We start from the raw sequence: 22,653 nt of genomic DNA on the forward strand, positions 1-22,653 counted from the left end.
GCAGCGGCGGACGGCCGCGGGCGACGGATCAGGGGGACCGTCTCCGAAGGACCCTATGCGGCCCCTGCGCGCCCCGACGAACCGACGACGGAAGGTTTACGCGCCCGAAACCTGGCGAAACGAGTCGGTGATCCGGTGCCGCATAGTGTCGACGGGCACGGGAAAAACGACAGGCGGGGCTCCTCGTCATCGCGACATTCCCGATCCTGCTGTCGCGATCACGGAAGAGGCACCGCCATGACCACCACCACCATGACCACCCCCGCCACGCCCGCTGTCGGCGTCTACCTCGCCGGCTTCGAGGTCTTCGCGCCCGACGGGCCGGCGATCGCCGAGCGGATGCGCGCCACCTGCCGCCGCTACGGACTCGAGCCGATCTCGCCGCTGGACAAGGGCGCCGACGCCGATCAGGCCGAGGCCGACCAGGGACCCGCGCTCGAGGGCGAGGCGCTCGCGGATCTGATCTACGCGAACAACATCGCGATGATCGAGCGCGCCGACGCGATCCTCGCCAACCTCAACCACTTCCGCGGGCCGGACCCCGACGCGGGCACCTGCTTCGAGGTCGGCTACGCGGTCGCGCGCGGCAAGGCCAGCTACGTCTACGCCTCCGACGGGGCGACCGCGGTCGAGCGCACCCGCGACTTCTTCGGACCGGTCACCCCCGACGGCGCCGGCGGCTTCACCGACGCGGACGGCTTCACGGTCGAGAACTTCGGCGCGCCGTTCAATCTGATGCTGTCCTCGTCGAGCACCGTCGTCCTCGGCGACTTCGAGGCGTGCGTCGCGCGGCTCGCGGCGGACGCGGCGGCGGGGCTCGTGGTGCCGCGGGCAGCGGTCGTGAGCGCCGGGGCGTGAGCGTCGGGAGCATCGCCGAGCTGCGCGCCGCGCTCGCCGTCGGGGCCGTGTCGGCCGTCGAGGTCGCCGCGGATCGGCTCGCCGCGGTCGCCGCGCAGTCGGGCACGGTCGTCGCGTGGGACGAGGAGGCGGTCCTCCGCACCGCCGCCTCGGTCGACGAGCGCCGGCGGCGGGGCGAGCCGCTCGGGGCGCTCGCGGGCGTCCCGCTCACGGTGAAGGACTCGTTCGACGTCGCCGGACTCGACGGCAGCGTCGGCACCGCGGAGAGCGTGCACCGCTCCGTCGCGGACGCCCCGGCGGTCGCCGCGCTGCGGGCCGCCGACGCCGTGATCCTCGGCAAGACGGCGGTGCCGCCGTTCCTCGACTCGTTCGACACCGCGAGCGCGCTGCACGGCCGGGCGGTCAATCCGTGGGGCGCGCAGCTGACCGCGGGCGGCTCCTCCGGCGGGTCCGCCGCCGCGGTCGCGTCCGGCCTGTCCTGGGGCGACCTCGGCAGCGACCTGACCGGGTCGATCCGCGTGCCGGCCGCCTGGAACGGCGTCTGCGGGCACCGGCCGAGCAGCGGAGTGATCTCCAAGCGCGGGCACCTGCCCTGGCCGGTCGGCACCCGGCTCGAGCCCTCCGCGTCCGCTGCCGGGCCGATCGCCCGGAGCGCCGACGACACCGCGGCGCTCTTCGCGGTGCTCGCCGGGTCGGTCTCCTCCGGACCGTGGCGGCTCGCGCTGCCCGAGCCGCGGTTCTCCCGGCTGAGCGAGCTGACCGTCGGGCTGTGGCTCGCGGAGGAGAGCGCGCCGGTCGACGATGAGACGGCGGCGGCGCTCGCCGCTCTCGCCGAGCGACTGCGCGCCGCCGGCGCGACGGTGGTCGACCTTGGGCCGTCCGTGCTCGGCACCGCGGAGGCCGAGGCGCTGTTCGACCGGCTGGTCCTGCACGAGATCAGCTACCCCGGCGGCCCCGGAGCCCCGGTGGCGCAGGCCTGGGCCGACTGGGACGAGCAGCTGCGGCTGCGCGCGGAGTGGGAGCGGGCCATCGCCGGGGTGGACGTCGTGCTCGCACCGGTGGTGCCGTTCGCGGCGCCCGCGTTCCCGCTCGCCGAGGCCGACCGCCGGGCGATCGGCCGCTGGAGCTGCCTGGCGAACCTCGCCATGGGCCCGTCGACGGTGCTCCCGATCGGTCTCGGCGCGACGTCCGGCCTGCCGCTGGCCGCGCAGCTGATCGGCGCGCACGGCGACGACCTCGCGACCCTCGGCGCGGCCCGGCTGCTGGCGGCCGAGGGCCTGGTGCCGCGGACGCTGCGGGCGCCCGAGACGGTTTGATACGCGGTCCCGACAGGGAGAGGCGGTCGGCATCTGCGAGATGCCACATATGAGCTCGACACGCCGTGGAATCGCGTCATAAGTGGCATCTCGCGAGGAGGGGGGTCAGCGCCCCAGCACCCGTGCGTACACGCGGAGGTAGCCGTCGACCATCCGCTCGACGGCGAAGCGGCGGACGGCCGTCTCGCGGACCCGCGCGCGGTCGAGCCGGCGGGCGCGCGGGACCGCGGCGACCGCCTCCGCCGCCGAGTCGACGACGAAGCCGCTCACGCCCTCGTCGACGATCTCGGGCATGGATCCGCGCCGGTACGCGATCACGGGGGTGCCGCAGGCCATCGCCTCGACCACCGAGAGGCCGAACGGCTCGTCGAAGCCGATCGGGTGCAGCAGCGCGACCGCCGAGCCGAGCAGGGCCGCGCGCTCGGCCGGCCCGACGGAGCCGGCGTAGACCACGCGGTCGCCGTCGACGTGCGGCTCGACCTCCTCGCGCCAGTAGCGCTCGTCCTGCACGATGCCCGCGATCACGAGGCGCAGGCCCGCACCGGCGGCGATGCGCACCGCCTCCGCCGTGCCCTTGTCGGGATGGATGCGGCCGAGGACCACCAGGTCGTCCGAGCCGGGCTGCGCTGAGTAAGGCAGCTCCGACAGGTCGATCCCGTGGTGCACCGTGGCGACGTAGTCGAGCTCGGGCGAGCGGTCGCTCTCCGATATCGAGACCAGGTTCGCGGTCAGCGGGTGCCGCAGCGCCTCGCGGTACGCGGGCAGGATGCCCGGGCCGGAGAAGCCGTGCACCGTCGTCACCAGCGGCACCGGCCACTGCGCGGCGAGCGCGAGCGGCAGCCAGTCGAGGTGATTGTGCACGAGGTCGAACTCCCGCGAGCGGGCGAGCGCGTGCGCGATGTGCAGGGACTCCTGGACCCGCCCGTCGGCGCCGGACTCGGCGTAGCCCTCCGGCACGACGCTCGAGAGCCGGCCCGCGGTCGCGGAGTCGCCGGTCGCGAACAGCGTCACGTCCACCCCGCGGCGCACCAGGCCCTCGGTGAGCAGGCTCGCCACCCGCTCCCACGGCCCGTAGTGCCGCGGCGGGGTGCGCCAGGCGACGGGAGCGAGCATCCCGACGCGCAGTCCGCGCAGGACGGGCGTCACGCCGCGGCCGCCTGCGCGAGCTCCGCGCGGCGGACGACGAGCGAGGTGTGCAGGGCGGCGATGGTCGACTCCGCGCCCCGGTTCTCGTTGCGGCCGGTCGGCGTCAGGCCGTCGTAGCCGGCGCCGGTGACCGGGTCGATCATCACGGTCCCGGAGTCGTTGACTCCGCGGAACCAGGCCCAGCACGCGGCCAGGCCGTCGCGCCAGAGCGGGTCCTCCTCGATCGTCAGCGCGCGGGCGCAGGCGGCCGCGAGCGCCGCGACCTCGATCGGCTGCTGGTCGAAGAGCGCGCCGGTCTCGCCGGGGCCGCGGCCGGCGACTCCGCAGACCGAGAGGCCGTTCTCGCCGGACTCGAGTGCGAGCAGGAACGCCAGCTGGTGGAAGCCGCGCGCGAGCAGCACGGGATCGCCGAGCGCCGCGCCGGCCGCGAGCAGCGCCTCCGGGAGACAGCCGTTCGCGTAGCGCAGCCGCGGCTCGGGCCAGGGCCAGTCGGCCTCGGCCGCGTGGTGCAGCAGCGCCGAGCCGTCCGCGACGAGCTGCGCGGCGGCGGCGCTCTCGGGATGCGCCTCGAGCACCTCGACCGCGCCGAGTACGGCGGAGGTCATCGCGCGCAGGTGCGGGGAGCGCCGGGCGGCGAGGCGCTGGAACAGCCGCATCCCGCGGTGCCGGCTGAGCGGCAGCTCCGCCCGCGCCGCGACGACGCCGGCGGCCCAGACGGCGCGGCCCCACCAGTCGCCGAGCGACGGCTCCTCCGGGGAGTCGCCGTCGGCCGAGACGCGGTTGCGCACCGTGCCGTCCGCGGCACTCGCCCGCTCGAGGAAGCGCAGGTACTGCTCGGTCAGCCGCCGCGTCACCTCGGACTGCTCCGGCTCCTGCGCGACCACGATCAGCGCGCGCGCCACGTCGTCGACGCAGTAGCCGTGCTCGCGCCGCGGCACGTCGAGCAGCGCGTGCTCGAAGAGCCCGCCCGCGTCGGTGAGCGCGTCGAGGTGGGAGTAGGGGAGTGCGGTCGAGAGGACCGGCGCCGTGCCGTCCGCTCGGGAGGTCACGCCGCGCGCTCCACCCGGAGGCGCTCGACCAGGTCCAGGTAGCGGCCGGCCGCGGCGGGCCAGGACAGCGCCTCCGAGGACAGGCCAGTGGCGGGCAGCTCCGTGGCGGACGGCCCGTTCGTGTCGGACGCGGCCCCCGCGGCCCCGGCGAGCACCTCCCGCAGCGCGTCGGCCATCGCCGCCGGGTCCTCGTGCGCGACGGTGCGGCCGCGCGGCGCGGTCAGCAGCTCGAGCGCGTGCGGGAACGCGGTCGCGACGACCGAGCGCCCCGCGGCGAGCGCCTCCACCAGTACGCCGGAGGTGACCTGGTTGCGGGAGTCGTAGGGGAGCAGCACCGCGTCGGCCTCCGCGACCGCGGCGGCGAGCTGGGCCGGGTCGAGGTAGCGGCCGTCGAGGAAGACCCGGTCGCCGAGACCGAGCTCGGCGACGAGCTCGGCGAGCGACTCGCGGTAGGCCTCCCCGTGCGAGGCGACGACCTTCGGGTGCGTCTGCCCGAACACCGTGTAGCGGGCGTCGACGCCGGCGTCGCGGAGGAGCGCCGTGGCGCGGATCCCCCACTCGATGCCCTTGCCGGGGCCGATCAGGCCCCAGGTGATGATCTGCGGGGTGGCGCCGGAGTCGGCGCGCGGCGCAGTGCGCTCGGCGCCGCCCGTCCAGACCGGCACGCCGTGGGCGATGACGCCGACCTTGCGGGTGTCGACGGAGTAGCGGCGCTCGAGGATCTCGGCGGCGACGGCCGTCATCACCACGACCGCGTCGGCGAGGTCGGCGACCCGCTCCAGCACCGAGCGCTGCGAGTCGCTGGGCGTCTCGAGGACGGTGTGCAGGACGACGATCGCCGGGACCGTGAGCTGCTCCATCAGCGCGAGGACCTCGTCGCCGTCCGGGCCGCCGTAGATGCCGTACTCGTGCTGGATCACGGCGACGTCGCTGCGGCTGAGCTCCGCCGCGGCCTGCGCGATGCTCGCCGGGTCGCTCGCGACGAGCTCGGCGACGACACTCCGGCCGACGGCCGAGCCGGGGACGGCGAGCTCGTCCATCACCCGGACGGTGCGGATCGTCGCGCCGTGCTCCGCGGCCAGGGCGTCGCCGAGCGACTGGGCGAAGGTGGCGAGGCCGCAGCGGGTCGGCGGGAAGGTCGAGAGCATCCCGACGACGGCGCCGCCGCCGTGCGCGAAGGGGAGGTGCTGCGTGGGGGTGAGGGGGTGCGCCATGCTGACTCCAGCCGCGGTCGTGCGGCCTCGGGGGAGCGACCGCGAACGGGCGAGGCGACTGCCGGCCGGCACCCCTCGCGGGATCATCGCAGCGTGCGGATCCGGTCCATCGCCGGCGGACCGGTCCTGAGTGACGTCACCCTAGAGGGGGTGGATGAACATCCGGGGTCGACTTCGTTCTCCGGCCATCGAGATGCCACTTGTACACGCCTTTCACGGCGTGTCGCGTGCACAAGTGGCATCTCGCGGCGGGGGTCAGACCCGCGCGGGCGTCAGGGCGGTGGCCACCAGGGCGGCGCAGAGGAGGGCGATCGCCGTCAGGGCGGCGGCAACGCCGAGGGGCGCGGCCAGGAGGGGGGTCGCCAGCACCGCGAGGGCGGCGGGCAGGACGAGGGCGGCGCGGAGCGGGCGACCCTCGGCGAGCGGCAGGTGCACGGCCCACAGCATCACCAGGAAGGCGGCGACCGGCACGGCGACCGCGGCGCCGATCACGGTGTCGCTCGCCTCCAGGTGCCCGGCCGTCGCCGCGACCGCCGACTCGAGGCCGGCGCCCAGGCCGCCGAGCGCCGCGAAGATCACGAAGTGCGCGTACCCCCAGCGGAAGGAGAGGTCGCGCCGCCGCTCGAGCAGCTCGCCCGACGGGTGCAGGAACGACAGCCACCACAGCGCGAAGACGATCACCAGCGCGCAGGCCGCCACGATCACGAGCGAGAGGCTCACCCCCGACTCCGTCACCGCCTGCTGCACCCCGGTCACGGCCGCGAGCACGCCCTCGCCGAGCAGGATGATCGTGAACAGCCCGTAGCGCTCGGCGATGTGGTGCGGGTGCCAGCTCGACTCGCCCGCCCGCAGCGCCCACAGCGGCACCGCCAGCTCGAGCGCCGCCAAGACGACGAAGCTCACCACTCCGTATTCGTCGGGCAGCAGGAGCCGCAGCAGCCAGCCGACCTGCACGAGCGAGAACCCGCCCGCGCTGCGCAGCGCCGAGACCCGCTGGCTCGGCGTCGACACGGCGACCCGCAGCCACTGGCTCACCAGCGCGAACCGCATGATCGCGTAGCCGACGGTGATCGCCGTGAAGTCGCCCTCCTCGAACGCCGTCGGCACGCCCGCCGCGAGCACGAGCACCCCGCCCATCTGCGCGAGCGTGAGCAGGCGGTAGGGCACGTCGTCGGTGTCGTAGCCGGAGGCGAACCAGGTGAAGTTCATCCAGGCCCACCAGATCGCGAAGAACACCATCGCGAAGGGGAGGACCGTCTCGCCGAGGTGTCCCTCCTCCGTCGCGTGCGCGAGCTGCGCGGCGATCTGCGCGATCGCGACGACGAAGGTCAGGTCCACGAGCAGCTCGAGCGGCGACGACACCCGGTGCGGCTCGTCGACGGCGCGCGGGCGCATCCGGACGCGGAGGAGGGTCATGCGCTCATCCTGCACCCGCGTGCCCCGCCGCCGCGCTGCCGTACTCTGCTGCCATGCATCGAGGGGCGGCCGTGCGGTGGGGGCGCGTCTACTTCGCCGTGCAGGCGCTCGGCGGGGCGGCCTGGTGGCTGGCGGTCGCGCTCGTGCCGGCGGTGCGGCTGGCGACGCTCGGGCCGCTCGATCCGGTGCCGGTCGCCGTGCTCGATCTGCCGCTGTTCGTCGGCGCCTCGGCCGTCGCGGCGCTCGGACTCCGCGGGGCGGCGTGGACCGCGACCGTCTGGACCCTGCTCGTCACCGTCGCGCTCGCCGCCGTCGCGACGGTCACCGGCGAGGCCGGCCGGGGCGTCCTCCTGATGCTCGCAGCGTCCGGCGGCTCGGTCGCGGCGCTCTGCCTGCTGACGCTCGGGCGCATCCCGACGCGCTGGCTCGCCTCCGGACCGTTCGCGTTCCGGCTCGCCGCCCGCGGTCGGACGCCGCTCGCGCACCTCGCGGCGACGCTCGGGCAGATCGCGGTGTTCTGGGGCGGCGCGCTCGTCGTGATCCCGCTGGTCGTCGCGGCGCTGGAGTCGCGCTGGGGGCTCGCCGTCGCGTTCCCGGAGCCGCTGCGCGCGGTCGGGCTCGCGCTGCTCGTGCTCGCGAGCGCGCTCGGGCTGTGGTCGGGGGTGACGATGTCGCTGCTCGGCGACGGGACCCCGCTGCCCGTCGCGATGACGAACCGCCTCGTGATCGCCGGCCCCTACCGCTGGGTGCGCAACCCGATGGCGGTCGCGGGGATCGGCCAGGGCGTCGCGGTCGGGCTGCTGCTGTCCTCCTGGCTGGTCGTCGTCTACGCGCTGCTGGGCGCGCTGGTCTGGAACCTCGCGGTGCGCCCGCTCGAGGAGGCGGACCTCGAGGCGCGGTTCGGCGCCGAGTTCCGGCGCTACCGCGACGCCGTGCGGTGCTGGCTGCCGGGGCGTCCGGTGCCCGGCGCCGGACCTTCGTCACCGGCCCGGTGACACGGGCCGGAATTCGGAGAACGATCATTCTCCATTCGCTTGCATCGACCTCGCGGCTCGTCTACCTTGATCGTCAAGCAACCCGATGCTGATTGATCTGCTGCGTGCCGACATGCTCACCCGAGGGCAGGCACGTCCCCTCATCATCACTCTCCTCCGGCGACCCGAATCGCTTGCGGAGTGACTTCGGCGCGCCTCCCCTCCCCGAAACACCCGAAGACTGAGGATCCTGGCCTTGATCGCGCACTCCGCGGGCGCCCTGCCCGCTGAGCCGCCGACCCCTGCGCGGAGCACCCCGCCGCGCAGGGGCGACGAGCTCAGCACACCCCTGCCCGCCCCCTTCATCACCCGCTCCGCGGCCTCGACCGAGGCGATGCCGATCGGCTACGCCCCGACCCGCGAGCGGTCCTGGGCGCGCACTCCGGCCCGCACCGAGCCGGCCGCCCCCGCCGTCCCGGCCACCCCGCCGGCCCGCGAGGGACGGCACACCTCGAAGCCCGTCGGCCGCCTGGTCGCCGTCCTCCCCGCGCACAACGAGGAGGAGGGGATCGCCGCCGCGATCCTCGGCCTGCAGACGCAGACCTCGCCGCCGGACCGGATCGTCGTCGTCACCGACAACTGCACCGACCGGACCGCCGAGATCGCGATCACGCACGGCGCCGAGGTCTTCGCCACCACCGGCAACACGGCAAAGAAGGCCGGCGCCCTGAACCAGTTCCTCGAGGTCCTGCTGCTCGAGCTCGAGGACGAGGACCTCGTCCTGGTGCAGGACGCCGACTCCGCGCTCGACCCGGACTTCCTCGCGATCGCCCGCCTGAAGATCGGCATCGCGCGGATCGGCGCCGTCGGCGGCGTCTTCCGCGGCACCCCCGGGGGCGGGCTGGTCGGCCACCTCCAGCGCAACGAGTACGCCCGCTACGCCCGCGACGTCCGCCGCCTGAACGGCAAGTGCCTCGTCGTCACCGGGACGGCCGCGGTGCTGCGCGGCGCGCTGCTGCGCGAGATCAGCCGTGCCCGGCGCGACGGGCGCATCCCCGCAGGCGACGGTCGCGGCGGCATCTACGACACGACGGTCCTGACGGAGGACAACGAGCTCACCTTCGCCATCAAGCACCTCGGCTACGAGGTGCTGAGCCCGGCCGGCTGCACGCTCGTCACCGAGATCATGCCGACCTGGCGCGAGCTCTGGAACCAGCGGCTGCGCTGGAAGCGCGGCGCCGTCGAGAACTGCGTCCAGTACGGACTCACCCGCGTCACCTGGCCCTACTGGGGCCGCCAGCTGCTGACCATGGCCGGCTGCTTCGTGACCTACGTCTACCTCGCGACCGTCGTGTACGCGCTGGTGATGGGCGGGCTCTCGATCCAGCCGTTCTGGCTCGCCGTCACCCTGATCTTCGTCGTCGAGCGCGTCGTCACCGTCCGCGACCGGGGCTGGCGGCACATGCTGCTCGCCGGTCTGATGTACGAGCTGTTCCTCGATCTGTTCCTGCAGATCGTCCACACCAAGGCCTACCTGGACGCGCTGACACGACGTCAGCGCGCCTGGTGATCGAAGGAGAAACCCATGTACAACAACCTCTCGTCCTCCGCCGGAGCCGGGCTGGGCGCCGGCGCGCTCGCCGCGACCGGTTTCGACTCGCTCTGGTGGGGGCTCGCGGCGTTCGCGCTCATCGCGGCCGGCACCGCGGTGATGCGCATCGTGCCCCGACGCCGCGGGGAGCACAGCTGACGGGCGGCCGCCCGGATCAGCGCACGACGGCGGCGGTCGCCGCGGAGGTGCGCACCGCACTCGTCCAGCCGGTCTTCGTGCCGGTGACCGAGACGGTGATCCGGGCGCCGACCACCGAGGTCGTCGGGACGTAGGTCGCCGACGTCGCGCCGGAGATCGCGGTGCCGCCCGCCCGCCACTGGTACTTCAGGGCGACCGGGGCCGGTCCCCAGGTCCCCGCCTTCGCAGTGAGGGTCGAACCGACCTTCGCTGTCCCCGTGACCGTCGGAGTCGGCGCGGTCAGCGTCCCCTTGGCCACGACCGCGGTGCTCGGCGCGGTGCGGCTCTCGGTCGGGTAGCCGGCCTTCGTGCCCGTGACCGTGACGGAGATCCGCTTGCCGACGGTGCCGCTGGTCGGGGTGTAGGCCGGGAAGGTCGCCCCGCTCAGGGCGACGCCGTCGGCGCTCCACTGATAGGCGAGCGCGACCGGCGCGGGCGTCCAGGCGCCCGGCTGCGCGGTGAGGGTCGAGCCGACCTGCGGCGTGCCCGTGATCGACGGAGTGGCGGCGCCGAGTGCGGCCGTCGCCTCGGACCGGTAGACGGCCACGTGATCGACGCTCATCGTGCCGCCCGACGTCTTCGGGGCGCCCGCGCTGTCGCAGCCGCACACCCCGTCGGGCAGGCCCCCGCCGATGGCGAGGTTCAGGATGAGGAAGTAGTCGTTGCCGATGGCGGCGCTCCACGCCTCCTCGGTCATGCCCTCCTGCTCGACGGTGTGCCGCACCTCGCCGTCGACCAGGAACTGCAGCCGCTCCTGCCCTGCGATACGCCGGTCGACCAGTGCGGAGTAGGTGTGGAAGGCGGTCAGGCAGCCCGCGCAGTCCTGCAGCCCGCTCGTGAGGCCGTACGGCTCGTCGCACTCGCCCGCATCGACGAGGTCGCAGTGGAAGGTCTGGATGACCTGCGAGGTGCCGTTGACCGCCTCGAGGATGTCGATCTCGCCCGTCCGCGGCCAGTCGATCGCGCCGTTCTCGTCGAGGCCGAGCGCCCAGAACGCCGGCCAGTAGCCGGTCGCCTGCGCGGGGGCCGGCTGGCGGATCGACGCGGTCATCAGCAGCTGGCCGCCGGCCGGGGCGGCGAAGGACTTGTCGCGCGTGATGATTCGGCCCGACGTCCAGGCCCCCGCCTGATCCCTCAGTGCGCGGACGGCGAGGTTCCCGGCGCCGTCGAGGAACACGTTGGCCGTGGAGTCGGTGGTGCGGTCGACGGCGCCGGTGCTCCAGGTGCCGAGCTCGTGGATCCACGCCGGACCGACGGGACCGCCAGCGGCGCCGTCGAAGTCGTCGGCGAAGACCGTCGTCCAGCCGTCCGCGGCGGCGGGAGCCGCCAGGGCGACGGCGGCGGCGGAAGCGGGGGCTCCGCTCTCCGCGGCGTCGGCCGGAGCGTCGCCCACGCCGCTGAGGAGCGGCACGGTCAGGGCGAGCGCTGCCAGCGCGGCGAGGCGGGTTCTGATGCGGCGCACGGCGACCTCCACGGATTCTGCGGAGCGAGGTGCTCCCGATCGCGTCGGTCGTCAGGCTAGGAGCGGGGGTGGTGCGCGGGTCCCTCCCGGGTCGGGGTGCAACGCACGCAGGAATCCTCGGCTGCCGGCCCGCCTACGATGGTCCGGATGACGATCGACAGGGCGACCGCCACCTCCGAGCGCGGAACGACTCCGCCCGGAAGCGACCGCTCCGTCCTCGCCCGCCGCGCTGTCCTCCTCCGCCGGGTCGGCCTCGGCCTCGCCCTGGTCGCGGCCGCCGCGCTCCTGCGGGTCCTCTCGCCCGACGCCGCCGGCGACGTCCTCTCGGACGCCGTCCGCGACTTCCTCACCCTGGCGATCAGCGTCGTCATCGAGTCGCTGCCGTTCGTCTTCCTCGGCATCGTGCTCTCGATCGCCGTGCAGCTCTGGGTGCCGGAGGCGGTGCTGCTGCGGATCCTGCCGAAGCGCGCCCTGCCGCGCCGCCTGGTGATCTCGCTGCTCGGCGTGCTGCTGCCGGTCTGCGAGTGCGGCAACGTGCCGCTCGCGCGCGGGCTGATCGTGAAGGGGCTGTCCGTCTCCGAGTCGATGACCTTCCTGCTCGCGGCGCCGATCGTGAACCCGATCACGATCGTCACGACCTACCAGGCCTTCGGCTGGGCCGACGGGATCCTGGTCTGGCGCATCGTCGGCGGCTTCGTGATCGCGAACCTGGTCGGCTGGATCTTCAGCCGGCACACCGAGCCGATGGCGCTGCTGACCCCGCGGTTCCGCGCGGCCTGCGAGGCGGGCGAGCGGCCCTCCCGCACCGTCCGCGCCAAGGCCCGCCGCAGCGTGCTGCTCTTCGCGGAGGAGACCGGCGCGATGCTGCCGGCTCTCTTCGTCGGCGCGGCGATCGCCGGGCTGATCCAGGTCGGCGTCTCGCGCGACGTGCTGACCACCCTCGGCGGCGACCCGCTCTGGTCGGTGCTCGCGCTGATGGTCCTCGCCTTCGTGATCTCGATCTGCTCCAACGTCGACGCGTTCTTCGTCCTCTCCTTCGGCTCGACGTTCCTGCCCGGCGGCATCATCGCCTTCCTCGTCTTCGGCCCGATGATCGACATCAAGATGCTCGCGCTGCTGCGCACCACCTTCTCCGCGCGCACCCTCGTGCGGATCACCGCGCTGGTCGGCCTCTGCGCCGCGGTCCTCGGCTTGGCGGTGAACCATGCGCTCTGAGCGCCTGCTGGCCCGCTGGAAGGGCGTCGTCCTCAGCCTGATCGGCGTCGTCTCGACGCTCTGGCTCGCGGCGACCGGCCGCCTCGGCCTCTACATCCATCCGCGCTACTTCGAGTTCTCGGTGGTCCTCGCGGCGATCGCGGCGGTGCTGCTGATCTGCGCGTTCGCGATCGTGCCGGGGGCGGAGGAGGACGACGGGCACGCGGAGGGCCACCTCCACGAGCACGCCCCGCGCCGGCGCTGGCGGGCCGGCCTCGCCGCGCTGGGGAGCCTCGCGGTGATCGCCTGCGCCGCCGTCGCGCTGCTCGTCGTGCCGCCCGCCGCGCTGACCGCCTCGACCGCGACCCAGCGCGAGGTCAACACCAGCGCCGTCGACGCGTCGGTCACCGCGCAGGCGCCCACCGGCGACACCGCGTCCTTCACCGTCCGCGACTGGGCGACGCTCCTGCGCCAGGGCGCGAGCGAGCAGTTCCTGGCCGGCCGCACCGCGACGGTCAGCGGCTTCGTCACCCCCGACGCGAGCGACCCCGAGAACGTCTTCTACGTCGCCCGCTTCATCGTCACCTGCTGCGCCGTCGACGCGCAGCCGGTCGGCGTGCCCATCCATCAGCCGGGCTGGGCCGACATGTACACCGAGGGCGAGTGGCTGGAGGCGACCGGCGGCTTCGGCGCCAACCCGAGCGTCACCAGCGCCGAGGCGGTCGTCCTCGAGCCCGACGTCGTGACGCCGATCGACGAGCCGGCGATGCCGTATGTCTACTGAGCGCCGGGGCGGGGAGCGCGCGTTCTCCCGCGTCTTCTGGAGCGTCACCGCCGTCCTCGTCCTCGCCGTCGGCGGCCTCACCGCCGCCACGATCGCCAAGGGCCCGCGCGTCGCCTCGCTCGAGGTCAGCACCTCGGGCGTCGTCGAGCGCGACGGCGGCCGCGCCCGCGTGCACCTCGACCAGGCGATCGAGCCCGACGCCCTCGATCGGGTGCGCGTCACTCCGGAGACCCCGCACACCGCCGAGCTCGAGGGCGGCGTGCTCACCGTCACCTTCGACGACACCCTCCGCTACGCCACCGAGTACGAGATCGCGATCGACGACGCGCAGGGCACCGCGACCGGCGCCGAGTCCGACCTCTCCGCCGCGTTCACCACCAAGGACCCCGACCTCTACACCCTCGACCGCACCGCCGCCGATCCCGCCCAGCCCGACGCGATCCGGGTGCGCCCGCTCTCCGGCGGCGACACCCGCGTCCTCTACACGGCGGACCGGATCCAGGACTACGCCGTCGTCGGCCCGGTGCTCGTCGTCGTGACCCTCGAGCCCGACGACACGACCCTCATCCGCACGCTGACCCTCGACACCGGCTCCGAGGGCGTCATCCCGCTGCCCGGCCCCGGCGTCGTCCGCGAGCTGCACGCCTCGCCCGAGAAGGGCGTGCTCGGCTGGACCTTCACCGGCTCCGCGCCCACCGGCCCGCTCGACCGCGCGCTCTACGCCTACGACCTCACCGACCAGAAGGCGGAGGCCGTGCCGATCACCGGCATCGACGGCGGCCCGCTGCGCGCGACCGACTGGATGTTCGTGCCCGGCACCACCTCCGTCGTCACCCACTCCCTCGACGACACCGTGCTGCTCGTCGACCTGCTGACCCCCGGCACCATCAGCCCGCTCGGCCAGCACGCCGAGCTGCGCGGCTTCGTCCCCGGAGCGAACCGGCTGGTCGTCGCCGACCCCGACTCCGGCTCCGTGATCGATCTCGCCGACGGCTCCGTCGAGACGCTCGCCCTGCCGCCCGCCGACGTCGGCCCGACCACCTCGCCGGTGCAGCTGCTGCTCCTGGACTCCGACAGCTACCTCGAGCTCGAGGCCGACTACTCGCCCGAGACCGGCACCGCCCAGTACTCCGTCGTCCGCGTCGACGCGAGCGGCACCACCGAGATCTTCCGCACCTCGCCGACCGGCCGGATCCGCGGCGTCTGCCTCTCGCCCAACGGCCAGTTCGCCGCCGTCGAGGCCGTCTCGGCGGAGGGCGTCCCCGACGACTACCCCGACGTCCCCGGCTTCAGCGCCACCTCCACCGTCCTCGTCGACCTCGGCACCGGCGACACCTCCCGCAGCGTCAACGGCGTCTCCCGCGACTGGTGCGCCTAGCCCCCGCAGGGCTGCCCTCCCTGCTGGTCGAGTAGTCCCGCAGGGCTGCCCTCCTTGCTGGTCGAGTAGCCCCGGAGGGCTGCCCTCCTTGCTGGTCGAGTAGCCCCGGAGGGGCGTATCGAGACCCACCCTCGTCAGCAGGCCGGGTCTGCAGACTCCCGTTCCGGCGCCGGTGGATCTCGATAGGCCCGCTCCGCGGGCTACTCGATCAGCATGGAGCGCCCCGACAGCCGCGCGTCCTTCCACCGCAGGTCCTTCCAGCGCAGCGCCGACCGCTCGACCAGCCACCACGAGGCCACCGCGAGCAGGAGCGTCACCGCCACGACGAGCGCCAGGTTCGCCGCCGTCGGCAGCCGCCCCAGCACTTCGAGCACGAGCTGCTGCACCGGATAGCTCCACAGGTACAGCCCGTAGGAGAAGTCGCCGAACCGCGCCGCCCGCCGCAGCACCGGCAGCGACCCGGTGCCCACGACGATCACGAGCACCGGCAGCGCGATCCACAGCGCCACCTGCTGCAGCGGAGTCCCGGCCGCGAGGAGCAGCACCGCGAGCGCCACGACGCCGGCCGGCCAGCGCAGCCATCGAGCCGGCACCAGCAGCCGCACCGCCGCGGCCGCCGCGAAGAACGCGCACAGCTCCGCGGAGGACCCGAGCGCTCCGCCCAGCCCCGTCACCACCGCGAGCCCCACGAGCGCCAGCACCGCGAGCACCCCGCGAGCCAGCCCCCGCCCCGGCACCCACCGCAGGGCCAGCACCCCGAGGTAGCAGCAGAACTCCACCCCGAGCGTCCACAGCGAGCCGTTCACCGCCGGCCGCGCGTGCACCGCCGAGTCGAAGACGCCCGGCAGCTCGTACTGCGCCAGCAGCGGCACGTTGAGCGCATAGGCCCAGGTCTGCCCGGACGAGAAGTACGCCCCGGCCGGCAGCGACGTCACCAGCGGCCCGAGCACGAGCATGCTCAGCGCGACCACGACGATCAGCGCCGGGAAGATCCGCAGCACCCGGTGCCAGAGGAACCGCCCCGCGCTCGGCGCGCGCTCCATGCTCCCCGCGATCAGGAATCCGCTGACGCAGAAGAACACCGAGACGCCGAGCGAGTGCACGGGCAGCCCGAGCAGCCGCGGCGCCGGCTCGCCGAGCAGCACGGCGCCGTGCCCGACGACGACCATCAGCGCGGCGACCAGCCGCAGGGCGTCGAAGTCGTTGCCGCGCGCAGTCACGCCCTCACCGTAGAGGGCGCGAGCGACACCGCGAGCGTCAGTCGAAGCGCATCCCCTCCGGCCGCGGCGGCAGCACGAACAGGATCAGCAGGAACACCGCGCCCGCGATCGGGATGAACAGCGCGAAGATCCACATCCCGCTGTGGTTCACGTCGTGCAGCCGCCGCCAGATCAGCGCGAGCGAGGGCACCAGCGTGCCGAGCGCGATCGCCCCGGCCAGCACGGCCACCCACGGCGTCGCGAAGTCCAGCTCGCCGGAGCGGAACGGCGTGAACGACAGCTGCAGTCCCGGCTCCGAGCCGTCGATCAGCTGCAGCGCGAGGTTCAGCAGGGTCCCGGCGAGGATGATCCACCAGTACTCCGCGCGGCTCGCCCTGCCGCGGAAGCGCGCGTACTGCGAGAAGAAGCGCCGGATCGCGGCGAGCGGAGGAGCACCGTAGTAGGGCTGCCCGGGGACGGGGATCGTGCTCTGACTCATGCGCTTCACGCTATCCCGCACTCGTCGGGCAGGTCGTCGTCCGCGGGGAGGAGACGCCTCGCCCTAGCGGACCGCCGCGGCCTGCTCGCGCCGCACCGCCGCCGACGAGCGCGCCTCCACGATCAGGCTCACCACGAGCCCGACCGCGATCATCACGATCGCCACCCACGGCAGCAGGTCGAGTCCGCTCAGGTCGATGGTCAGCCCGCCCACGATCGCGCCGCCGCCGATGCCGATGTTGAACGCGGTCGTCTGCAGCGCCGCGGCGAGGCTGCGCAGCTGGAACGAGGAGGTGCGCAGCATCCGCGTCTGCAGCATCGCCGGGATGCCGCCGAACGCGATGTTCCAGACGATCGCCGCGACGACGATCGCGACCGTGGCCTGCGAGCCGGCGGCCAGCCCGAGGGCGACGAGCGCGAGCACCACGGCGATCGCCGCGACCACGAAGCCGGAGCGCGGGAAGCGGTCGGTCGCGAAGCCGGCGAGCACGAGGCCCACCGCGCCCGCGCCGCCGAACGCGAAGAGGAGGAGCGGCACGCTGTCGGGGGAGAACGACGCGTTCTCGAGCCACGGCGTGACGTAGGTCGAGAGCGTGTTCTGGCCGATCAGCACCAGCAGGATGACGACGCAGACGCCGATGATGCGCGGCAGGCTGCGGTCCTTGCGGGCGGGCAGCCGGATCTCGCCGGTGCGCAGCGGGATGCTGTGGTCGACCGCCGGCAGGAACTTCACGACGAGCAGCGCCAGCAGCAGCACGATCGCGCCGAGGATCGCGAACGTCGGCCGCCAGCCGAACGCGTGGCCGAGCGCGGTGCCCACCGGCACGCCGAGGACGAAGGCCGCCGAGCCGCCGCCGGCCGTGATCGCGGTCGCCCGGCCGAGGTGCTCGGGAGCGACGAGGTGGGCCGAGTAGGCGGCGACGATCGCCCAGAACAGCCCGTGCGCGAGCCCGCCGAGGATGCGCGCGCCGACCAGCAGCGCGAAGGTCGGCGCGAGCGCGGCCAGCACGTTCGCGACCGCGATCGTGCACAGCGCGACGAGGAGCAGGCTCTTCCGCGAGAACCGCTGCGTCACCAGCGTCAGCGGCGTCGTCGCGATGACGACGGTCGCCGCGAAGATCGTCACCAGCTGACCGGTCAGCGGGATGCTCACGCCGAGGTCCCGCGACATGTCCGGGATGAGGCCGGTCGGCAGGAACTCGCTGGTCACCGAGACGAAGACGGCGCCGGCGAGGGTGAGCAGGCCGATCCAGGGGAAGGCGGCGGGGGCGGTCGTGGTGGTGGTGGTCTTGCTGGTGCGCGGAGGGGTGTTCACGGTGTCCTGAGGGAGGAGGGGCGGGCGGCGACCATCAAGCCTCGCACGCCCCGGCCCCCCTCAGGTGTCCGGGGGGTTACTTCACGACGGGGTTGTTCTTCACGACCCGCTACTTCACGACGGTCTTGGCCGCGCTGGTCTTGCTCAGCGTCGTGTAGCCCGCCTTCGTGCCGGTGACCGTCACCGTGATCGCCTTGCCCGCGTCCGCCGACACCGTCTTGTAGGTCGCCGACGTCGCGCCCGAGATCGCGCTGCCGGCGCGCTTCCACTGATACGTCAGCGTGACGGGTGCCGGGCTCCAGGTGCCCGGCACCGCGGTGAGGGTCTGGCCGACCTTCGCGGTTCCGGTGATCGTCGGGGTCGCGCCGGTGAGGACGCCGCCGGTGACGAGTGCGGTGGTGGCGCTGGTCTTGGTGGCGGGGGAGTAGCCGGTCTTGGTGGAGGTGACGGAGACGGTGATCGTGGCGCCGGCGTCCGAGGCCTTGAGCACGTACGTCTTCGCGGTGGCCCCGGAGATGTAGACGCCGTTGTTCTTCTTCCACTGGTAGGTCAGCGTCGTGCCGGAGTCCCAGGTGCCGGGGTTGGCGGTGAGGGTCGAGCCGACCTTCGTGGTGCCGGTGATCGTCGGCGTCGGCATGAGCGTCTGCAGCGCCGCCTTCGCGGTGACCGCGGCGCTGGTCTTCGTGACCGCGGTGTAGCCGGACTTCGTGCCGGTGACGGCGACGGTGATCGCCGCTCCGGCGTCGGCCGCGACGAGCGTGTAAGTCGTCGCGGTGGCGCCGCTGATCGCGGTGCCGTTGCGCTGCCACTGGTAGGCGAGCGTGACGGGCGAGGGCGTCCAGGTGCCGGGAACGGCGGTGAGCTTCTGCCCGACGGTCGCGGTGCCGGTGATGGTCGGCGTGGCTCCCGTGATGACCGCGCCGTTGGTGACGGCCGCGGTCGTCGCGCTCGTCTTGGTCGCGGGGGAGTACCCGGTCTTCGTGCCGGTGACGCTCACGGTCAGCGTCGCTCCGGCGTCGGAGGCCTTGAGGACGTACGTCTTCGCGGTGGCGCCGGAGATGTACGTGCCGCCGTTCTTCTTCCACTGGTAGCTCAGCGTCACGCCGGAGTCCCATGCTCCCGGGTTCGCCGTGAGCGTCGATCCGACGGTGGTGCTGCCCGAGATGGTCGGCGTCGGCATGAGCGTCTGCAGCGGCAGCCCGACCTGGGTGGCCGAGCTGGTGCGGGTCGCGGTCGTGTACCCGTACTTCGTGCCGGTCACGCTGACGGTGAGCGCGGTCCCGGAGTCGGCCGACGTGACGACGTAGCTGCTGCCCGTGGCCCCCGCGATCGCGGTCCCGTTGCGCTTCCACTGGTACGCCAGCTCGACGGGCGCGGGACCCCAGTTGCCCGGGTTCGCGGTGAGCGTCCCGCCGATCGCGGCGGACCCGGTGACGGTCGGCACGGAGTTCGTGAGCGAGCCGGAGGTGACGGTGACGGCGGCACTGGTGCGCGCGGCCGTCGCGTAGCCGGCCTTGGTGCCGGTGACCTGCACGGTGATCGCGTTGTTGAGATCCCACTGCGAGACGACGTACTGAGGACCGGTCGCGTCGCTGATCGGGTCGCCGTTGCTCAGCCACTGGTAGGACAGGGCCACGGGTGACGGACCCCAGGTGCCGGGAACCGCGATGAGAGTGTCGCCGGCGGTCGCGGACCCGCTGATGGTCGGCGTCGGCGCGGTGAGGGTGCCGACGTTGGCGAGCGTCAGAACGAAGTCGCCCTTGTTGAAGTCGAAGTTGGACACCTGCAGGAAGTAGGTCTTACCGGCTTGCACGGCGAAGCTGGCGTTGGCCCGGTCGAAGGAGTAGTCGTACTCGCCCGTGCTGCCCGTCTCGGTGTACTGGTACGGGCAGGCCAGCATCGCTCCAGGAGTGACTCCATCGGACTCGTAGACCCCGAGATTCACGGGAGAGAAGCTGTCGCCGAGGTCCGCCTGGACGCTTCCGGTCGCGGGTGCGCGGTACTTGTACCAGACGGAGCCCATGAAGGGGTTGTAGTCACAGCCCGAGTAGGGCTCGTACCAGTTGTTGTCGATCTTCGAGGTCGACCCCTGGATCGTCGCGGGAACGCTCGAGATCACCGATGCCGACGAGTAGGTGGTGTTCGGGACGGCGGCGCTGGCGGAAAGGAAGAACTCGGCGTTCGCGGGCTCCCCGGTTTCGGTCGAGTAGTGGTCGACGCTGACCTGGAAGTAGTAGGTCTTCCCGGCCTCCGCCTGGACGAAGTTCCGTTCGCGGTATCCGACCTCGGTGCAGCTGATGCGGGCCGCGTCCGTGATCGGCCCATCGGCGAACGCGCTGACGATCGTCGATGAACCCCCGAAGGTCAGAGTCTGCCTTTTCGTCGAGACGTACTTGAACCAGGTCGAGCCGTATCCGTAGGTGAAGAACTCCGAGTAGTCGGGGTCGGTCGTGCGACAGGTGGAATCCTCGCCGTCGGAAAGCGTCGCGCCCGCGTAAGGGGCGACGGTCGAGAACGGCAGTGTCGTCACTGCGGTCGCGTTTTCGCGCAGGTCGTTCGCCGGCGGAGTCGCGGCGACCAGCGCTCGCGGCTCCACTGCCTGCGGTGCGGCCTGCCGGGCGGCCGGCGCGTCCGTGTGCCACTGACCGGAGGTCTCCGAGACCGGCGCGGCCGACGGTGCGGCTTCCGCCGCCACAGCCGCCGGAGCGACCAGCAGCCCGAAGCCGACCGCGAGGGCGGTGGCGAGGGCGAGGACCCGCGCGCGGGCGGGACGGTGTTCGGGCATGACGACTCCAGGGCGAGCGGCGAGCGGGTGGCAGTGCTGTGCCTGCGGGTCCCGAGCGCGGCTGCACCACGTTCGTCGAGGAGGCTCCTCAGTGTGATGAGATTCACAGGGAGCGGATACCACCCGTTCGGGGCGGTCTGGAGAGAACTACTCAGCCGGGGAACTGCTCTGCCGAGCCCCGGCCGCTACTGCAGCGGGTACGCGCGCCCGTTCACCAGCAGCGTGTCGCCCGCGGCGCTGTCCGGCCCGAGGTGGTCCTCGAGCGACGCGGCGGCCGTGTCGGCGGCGGCGCCCTGGGCGGCCACTCCGGTCGAGAGCAGCAGGCCGCAGGCCAGCGCGGTGATCACGGTGGTGCGGTTGCTCGGCATGCGGTTCATCGGCGTCGTCCTTGGCGTCGTGGGGGTCGCCGCCCCCGGGGTGTGGGAGCGGTTTCAGAACGCTCCGAGCCTACGGCTCCGACCCGATGCGCCGCCTGGCACCTTTCTGGGGTTCCCCTGTGCACAGTGCAGTTGGCCAGTCAGGAGGCACCGCGGTCACGGACGCGCGGAAATCGTCTCGAACGCTCGGCTCGTGCTGACGATCTGGTCTCGGAGGTCGGGCGAGAGCGAGCGGGCGACGAAGACGAGCGAGCGGCGGATGTTCTCGGGACGGCGGTCGAAGACGGACTCGTTGTGTGCCAGACGATTCCGGATATCACGCAGGTCCGTGAGGGCGTCGTGGATCTTCACGCGATCGGTCCCGGGCTGGTACGCCCGATTCAGTGCCGGCACCCAGAGCGTCTTCTCGTGGAGCCCGTCCGAGAGGTAGGTCCAGAAGCCGAACATCAGTTCCGCGATGACCTTGCCGCGAGGCGTCGGTCCGCCAGCGGTGTACCTCGCGTACCTGCGGGCGGCCTTGATCGCGGAGCGCGGGGTCGCGTTCTTGTCCTGAGGCACACCGTGAGAGTCGAGAGCCAGGTGCACGGGCAGTAGTTGCTCATACGTCGCTTGCTCGATCCAGTCGCGGCCGTGAATCGCAGGGTGGGCGAGCAGCGCTCGGTCGTAGGCGTTCCGCAGTCCTACCTCGAGGTGACCGAGGTCGTGGAGCAGCTCCGCCGACAGGCGCGCGTTCCACTCGTAGAAGGCGAGAGCGCGAGCGTGATCGCCCCCTGCAGCGCGCACGTATTTCGCGAAGCGCTCGACAGTGAGCCATTCGACGACCCATGGTCCAGCGCTGCTCGGCATCTTCCGCCCTCCCGGCGTACACTCGACGCATCGAGAGCCTTTGATGACCGATGCCGCTCCGGCGACATGTCCCTCTGGCCACGACACGGGAACCCCGGTATCAGGCTACTGACCCGGGGTTTTCCTCTGCCCGCTCTGTCGCCCCGTGCTGCCGCGCGCACGCCCGCCGTAGGCTGGCCGGATGACGTCCCGGGTGCGCCTCCTGCTGGCCTCGTCGCATCCCGGGCCGACCGTCACCGTCACCGTGCTGGCGACCGTGCTCGCCGCGGCGTCCGGGCACGCACCGGGGATCGTCGTCCTCGTGGCGCTCGCCGTCCTCGCCGGGCAGCTCTCGATCGGGCTGGCGAACGACTGGATCGACGCCGACCGCGACCGCGCCGTCGGCCGCACCGACAAGCCCGTCGCGCTCGGCCGGATCAGCGTCGGCGAGGTCCGCGCCGCGGCGCTCGGCACCGCCGCGGTCGCGGTCGTGCTCTCGCTCCTGCTCGGGCCGGTCGCCGCCGTCGCGCACCTGGTCCTCGTCGCCGCGGGCTGGGCCTACGACGCCGGGCTCAAGCGCACCGCGTTCTCCGTCGTGCCGTTCCTCGTCGCGTTCGGGCTGCTCCCCGTCGTCTCCGTCGCGGCGGGCGGCGGGCAGCTGCCGGCCTGGTGGGCGATCGCCACGGGCGCGGTCTTCGGCGTCGCGATCCACTGCACCAACGTGCTCCCCGACCTCGTCGACGACGCGGCGACCGGCGTGCGTGGCTTCCCGCACCGCCTCGGTCTGCGGCTCTCCGGCGTCGTCGCGTTCGGCTCGCTGATGCTCGGCGCGGTCCTCGTTCTGCTCGGCCAGGTCGTCGGCGACGATCCGGTCGGCGGCCCCGGAGTCGTCCTCGCCGTCGTCGCGACCGTCGCGGTCCTCGTCCTCGCGGCCGCCGGCATCCGCCTCGTGCTGACCGGCCCGCCGACCCGCACGCTGTTCCGCCTGGTGATCGCCTCGTCGCTCGTCCTCGTCGTCGAGCTCGGACTGGCGGGCGCGCGACTCGTCGCCTGACCGCGGGCCACGGCCAGCAG

20 protein-coding genes are annotated in these 22,653 nt (G+C 73.2%); 9 read left to right on the plus strand and 11 right to left on the minus strand.

Translation table 11 applies throughout. From position 1 onward, the window contains the following. Nucleotides 1-237 precede the first annotated feature (237 nt). On the plus strand, nt 238-858 hold the full coding sequence (locus C1I64_RS17880) for a nucleoside 2-deoxyribosyltransferase (RefSeq protein ID WP_208645161.1): 621 nt from the start codon (nt 238-240) through the stop codon (nt 856-858). Beyond that, the gene (locus C1I64_RS17885) at nt 855-2,174 is read left to right on the plus strand and encodes an amidase family protein (protein ID WP_164874588.1); all 1,320 of its coding nucleotides are present in this window, start codon (nt 855-857) and stop codon (nt 2,172-2,174) included. The genes C1I64_RS17880 and C1I64_RS17885 overlap by 4 nt, the downstream gene beginning before the upstream one ends. A 105-nt stretch (nt 2,175-2,279) precedes the next feature. Here the strand turns inward: C1I64_RS17885 and C1I64_RS17890 are convergent, their stop codons facing one another. The 4 genes from C1I64_RS17890 to C1I64_RS17905 form a co-directional block, all read right to left on the minus strand. Further along, the gene (locus C1I64_RS17890) at nt 2,280-3,320 is read right to left on the minus strand and encodes a glycosyltransferase family 4 protein (RefSeq protein ID WP_244209522.1); all 1,041 of its coding nucleotides are present in this window, start codon (nt 3,318-3,320) and stop codon (nt 2,280-2,282) included. Continuing rightward, the gene (locus C1I64_RS17895) at nt 3,317-4,369 is read right to left on the minus strand and encodes a glycosyltransferase (RefSeq protein ID WP_127888154.1); all 1,053 of its coding nucleotides are present in this window, start codon (nt 4,367-4,369) and stop codon (nt 3,317-3,319) included. The genes C1I64_RS17890 and C1I64_RS17895 overlap by 4 nt, the downstream gene beginning before the upstream one ends. After that, nucleotides 4,366-5,583, minus strand: a complete 1,218-nt coding sequence (locus C1I64_RS17900; protein ID WP_127888155.1) for a glycosyltransferase — start codon at nt 5,581-5,583, stop codon at nt 4,366-4,368. The genes C1I64_RS17895 and C1I64_RS17900 overlap by 4 nt, the downstream gene beginning before the upstream one ends. 255 nt (nt 5,584-5,838) lie before the next feature. Beyond that, nucleotides 5,839-6,999 carry a low temperature requirement protein A gene (locus C1I64_RS17905; RefSeq protein WP_127888156.1) on the minus strand — a complete coding sequence of 387 codons (1,161 nt, stop codon included), beginning with the start codon at nt 6,997-6,999 and terminating at the stop codon, nt 5,839-5,841. Nucleotides 7,000-7,052: 53 nt separating this feature from the next. On the opposite strand from C1I64_RS17905, the gene C1I64_RS17910 reads away from it, so the two are divergent. From C1I64_RS17910 to C1I64_RS20235, 3 genes are all read left to right on the plus strand, one after another. Continuing rightward, nucleotides 7,053-7,994 carry a methyltransferase family protein gene (locus C1I64_RS17910; protein ID WP_127888157.1) on the plus strand — a complete coding sequence of 314 codons (942 nt, stop codon included), beginning with the start codon at nt 7,053-7,055 and terminating at the stop codon, nt 7,992-7,994. Between the two features lie 235 nt (nt 7,995-8,229). Beyond that, a complete protein-coding gene (locus C1I64_RS17915) occupies nt 8,230-9,543 on the plus strand; it encodes a glycosyltransferase family 2 protein (protein WP_244209523.1) in 1,314 nt (437 codons plus the stop codon). Nucleotides 9,544-9,558: 15 nt separating this feature from the next. Then, the gene (locus C1I64_RS20235; RefSeq protein ID WP_164874589.1) at nt 9,559-9,723 is read left to right on the plus strand and encodes a hypothetical protein; all 165 of its coding nucleotides are present in this window, start codon (nt 9,559-9,561) and stop codon (nt 9,721-9,723) included. Nucleotides 9,724-9,739: 16 nt separating this feature from the next. On the opposite strand, the gene C1I64_RS17920 is transcribed toward C1I64_RS20235, so the two are convergent. Continuing rightward, the gene (locus tag C1I64_RS17920; RefSeq protein ID WP_164874590.1) at nt 9,740-11,224 is read right to left on the minus strand and encodes a family 16 glycosylhydrolase; all 1,485 of its coding nucleotides are present in this window, start codon (nt 11,222-11,224) and stop codon (nt 9,740-9,742) included. A 147-nt stretch (nt 11,225-11,371) separates the two neighbouring features. Here C1I64_RS17920 and C1I64_RS17925 point away from each other — a divergent pair, with 147 nt between their 5' ends. Genes C1I64_RS17925 through C1I64_RS17935 form a run of 3 tightly spaced genes read left to right on the plus strand, consistent with a single transcriptional unit; the run spans nt 11,372 to nt 14,580 of the window. Then, a complete protein-coding gene (locus C1I64_RS17925) occupies nt 11,372-12,439 on the plus strand; it encodes a permease (RefSeq protein WP_127888159.1) in 1,068 nt (355 codons plus the stop codon). Then, complete coding sequence (locus C1I64_RS17930; protein WP_127888160.1) at nt 12,429-13,202, plus strand: TIGR03943 family putative permease subunit; 774 nt, start codon at nt 12,429-12,431, stop codon at nt 13,200-13,202. Before C1I64_RS17925 ends, C1I64_RS17930 begins: the two co-directional genes overlap by 11 nt. Then, on the plus strand, nt 13,192-14,580 hold the full coding sequence (locus tag C1I64_RS17935; RefSeq protein ID WP_127888161.1) for a hypothetical protein: 1,389 nt from the start codon (nt 13,192-13,194) through the stop codon (nt 14,578-14,580). The genes C1I64_RS17930 and C1I64_RS17935 overlap by 11 nt, the downstream gene beginning before the upstream one ends. 200 nt (nt 14,581-14,780) lie before the next feature. Here C1I64_RS17935 and C1I64_RS17940 read toward each other — a convergent pair whose 3' ends face one another. From C1I64_RS17940 to C1I64_RS17960, 6 genes are all read right to left on the minus strand, one after another. Further along, the gene (locus C1I64_RS17940) at nt 14,781-15,800 is read right to left on the minus strand and encodes an acyltransferase family protein (protein ID WP_127888162.1); all 1,020 of its coding nucleotides are present in this window, start codon (nt 15,798-15,800) and stop codon (nt 14,781-14,783) included. A gap of 37 nt (nt 15,801-15,837) precedes the next feature. Next, nucleotides 15,838-16,278, minus strand: a complete 441-nt coding sequence (locus C1I64_RS17945; protein WP_127888163.1) for a DUF805 domain-containing protein — start codon at nt 16,276-16,278, stop codon at nt 15,838-15,840. Between the two features lie 63 nt (nt 16,279-16,341). After that, entirely contained in the window at nt 16,342-17,592 is a 1,251-nt protein-coding gene (locus C1I64_RS17950) for an MFS transporter (RefSeq protein ID WP_127888164.1), read from the minus strand. Nucleotides 17,593-17,701: 109 nt separating this feature from the next. Further along, entirely contained in the window at nt 17,702-20,377 is a 2,676-nt protein-coding gene (locus C1I64_RS20240; protein WP_164874591.1) for a hypothetical protein, read from the minus strand. A 185-nt stretch (nt 20,378-20,562) separates the two neighbouring features. Further along, nucleotides 20,563-20,754: a hypothetical protein gene (locus C1I64_RS17955; RefSeq protein WP_123444478.1), complete on the minus strand. Its 192-nt coding sequence runs from the start codon at nt 20,752-20,754 to the stop codon at nt 20,563-20,565. A 156-nt stretch (nt 20,755-20,910) separates the two neighbouring features. Then, a complete protein-coding gene (locus C1I64_RS17960) occupies nt 20,911-21,600 on the minus strand; it encodes an Abi family protein (RefSeq protein ID WP_127888165.1) in 690 nt (229 codons plus the stop codon). 181 nt (nt 21,601-21,781) lie between these two features. On the opposite strand from C1I64_RS17960, the gene C1I64_RS17965 reads away from it, so the two are divergent. Further along, entirely contained in the window at nt 21,782-22,633 is an 852-nt protein-coding gene (locus tag C1I64_RS17965; protein ID WP_127888166.1) for a UbiA family prenyltransferase, read from the plus strand. Nucleotides 22,634-22,653 lie beyond the last annotated feature (20 nt).

Source organism: Rathayibacter festucae DSM 15932, assembly GCF_004011135.1.
Lineage (GTDB): Bacteria > Actinomycetota > Actinomycetes > Actinomycetales > Microbacteriaceae > Rathayibacter > Rathayibacter festucae.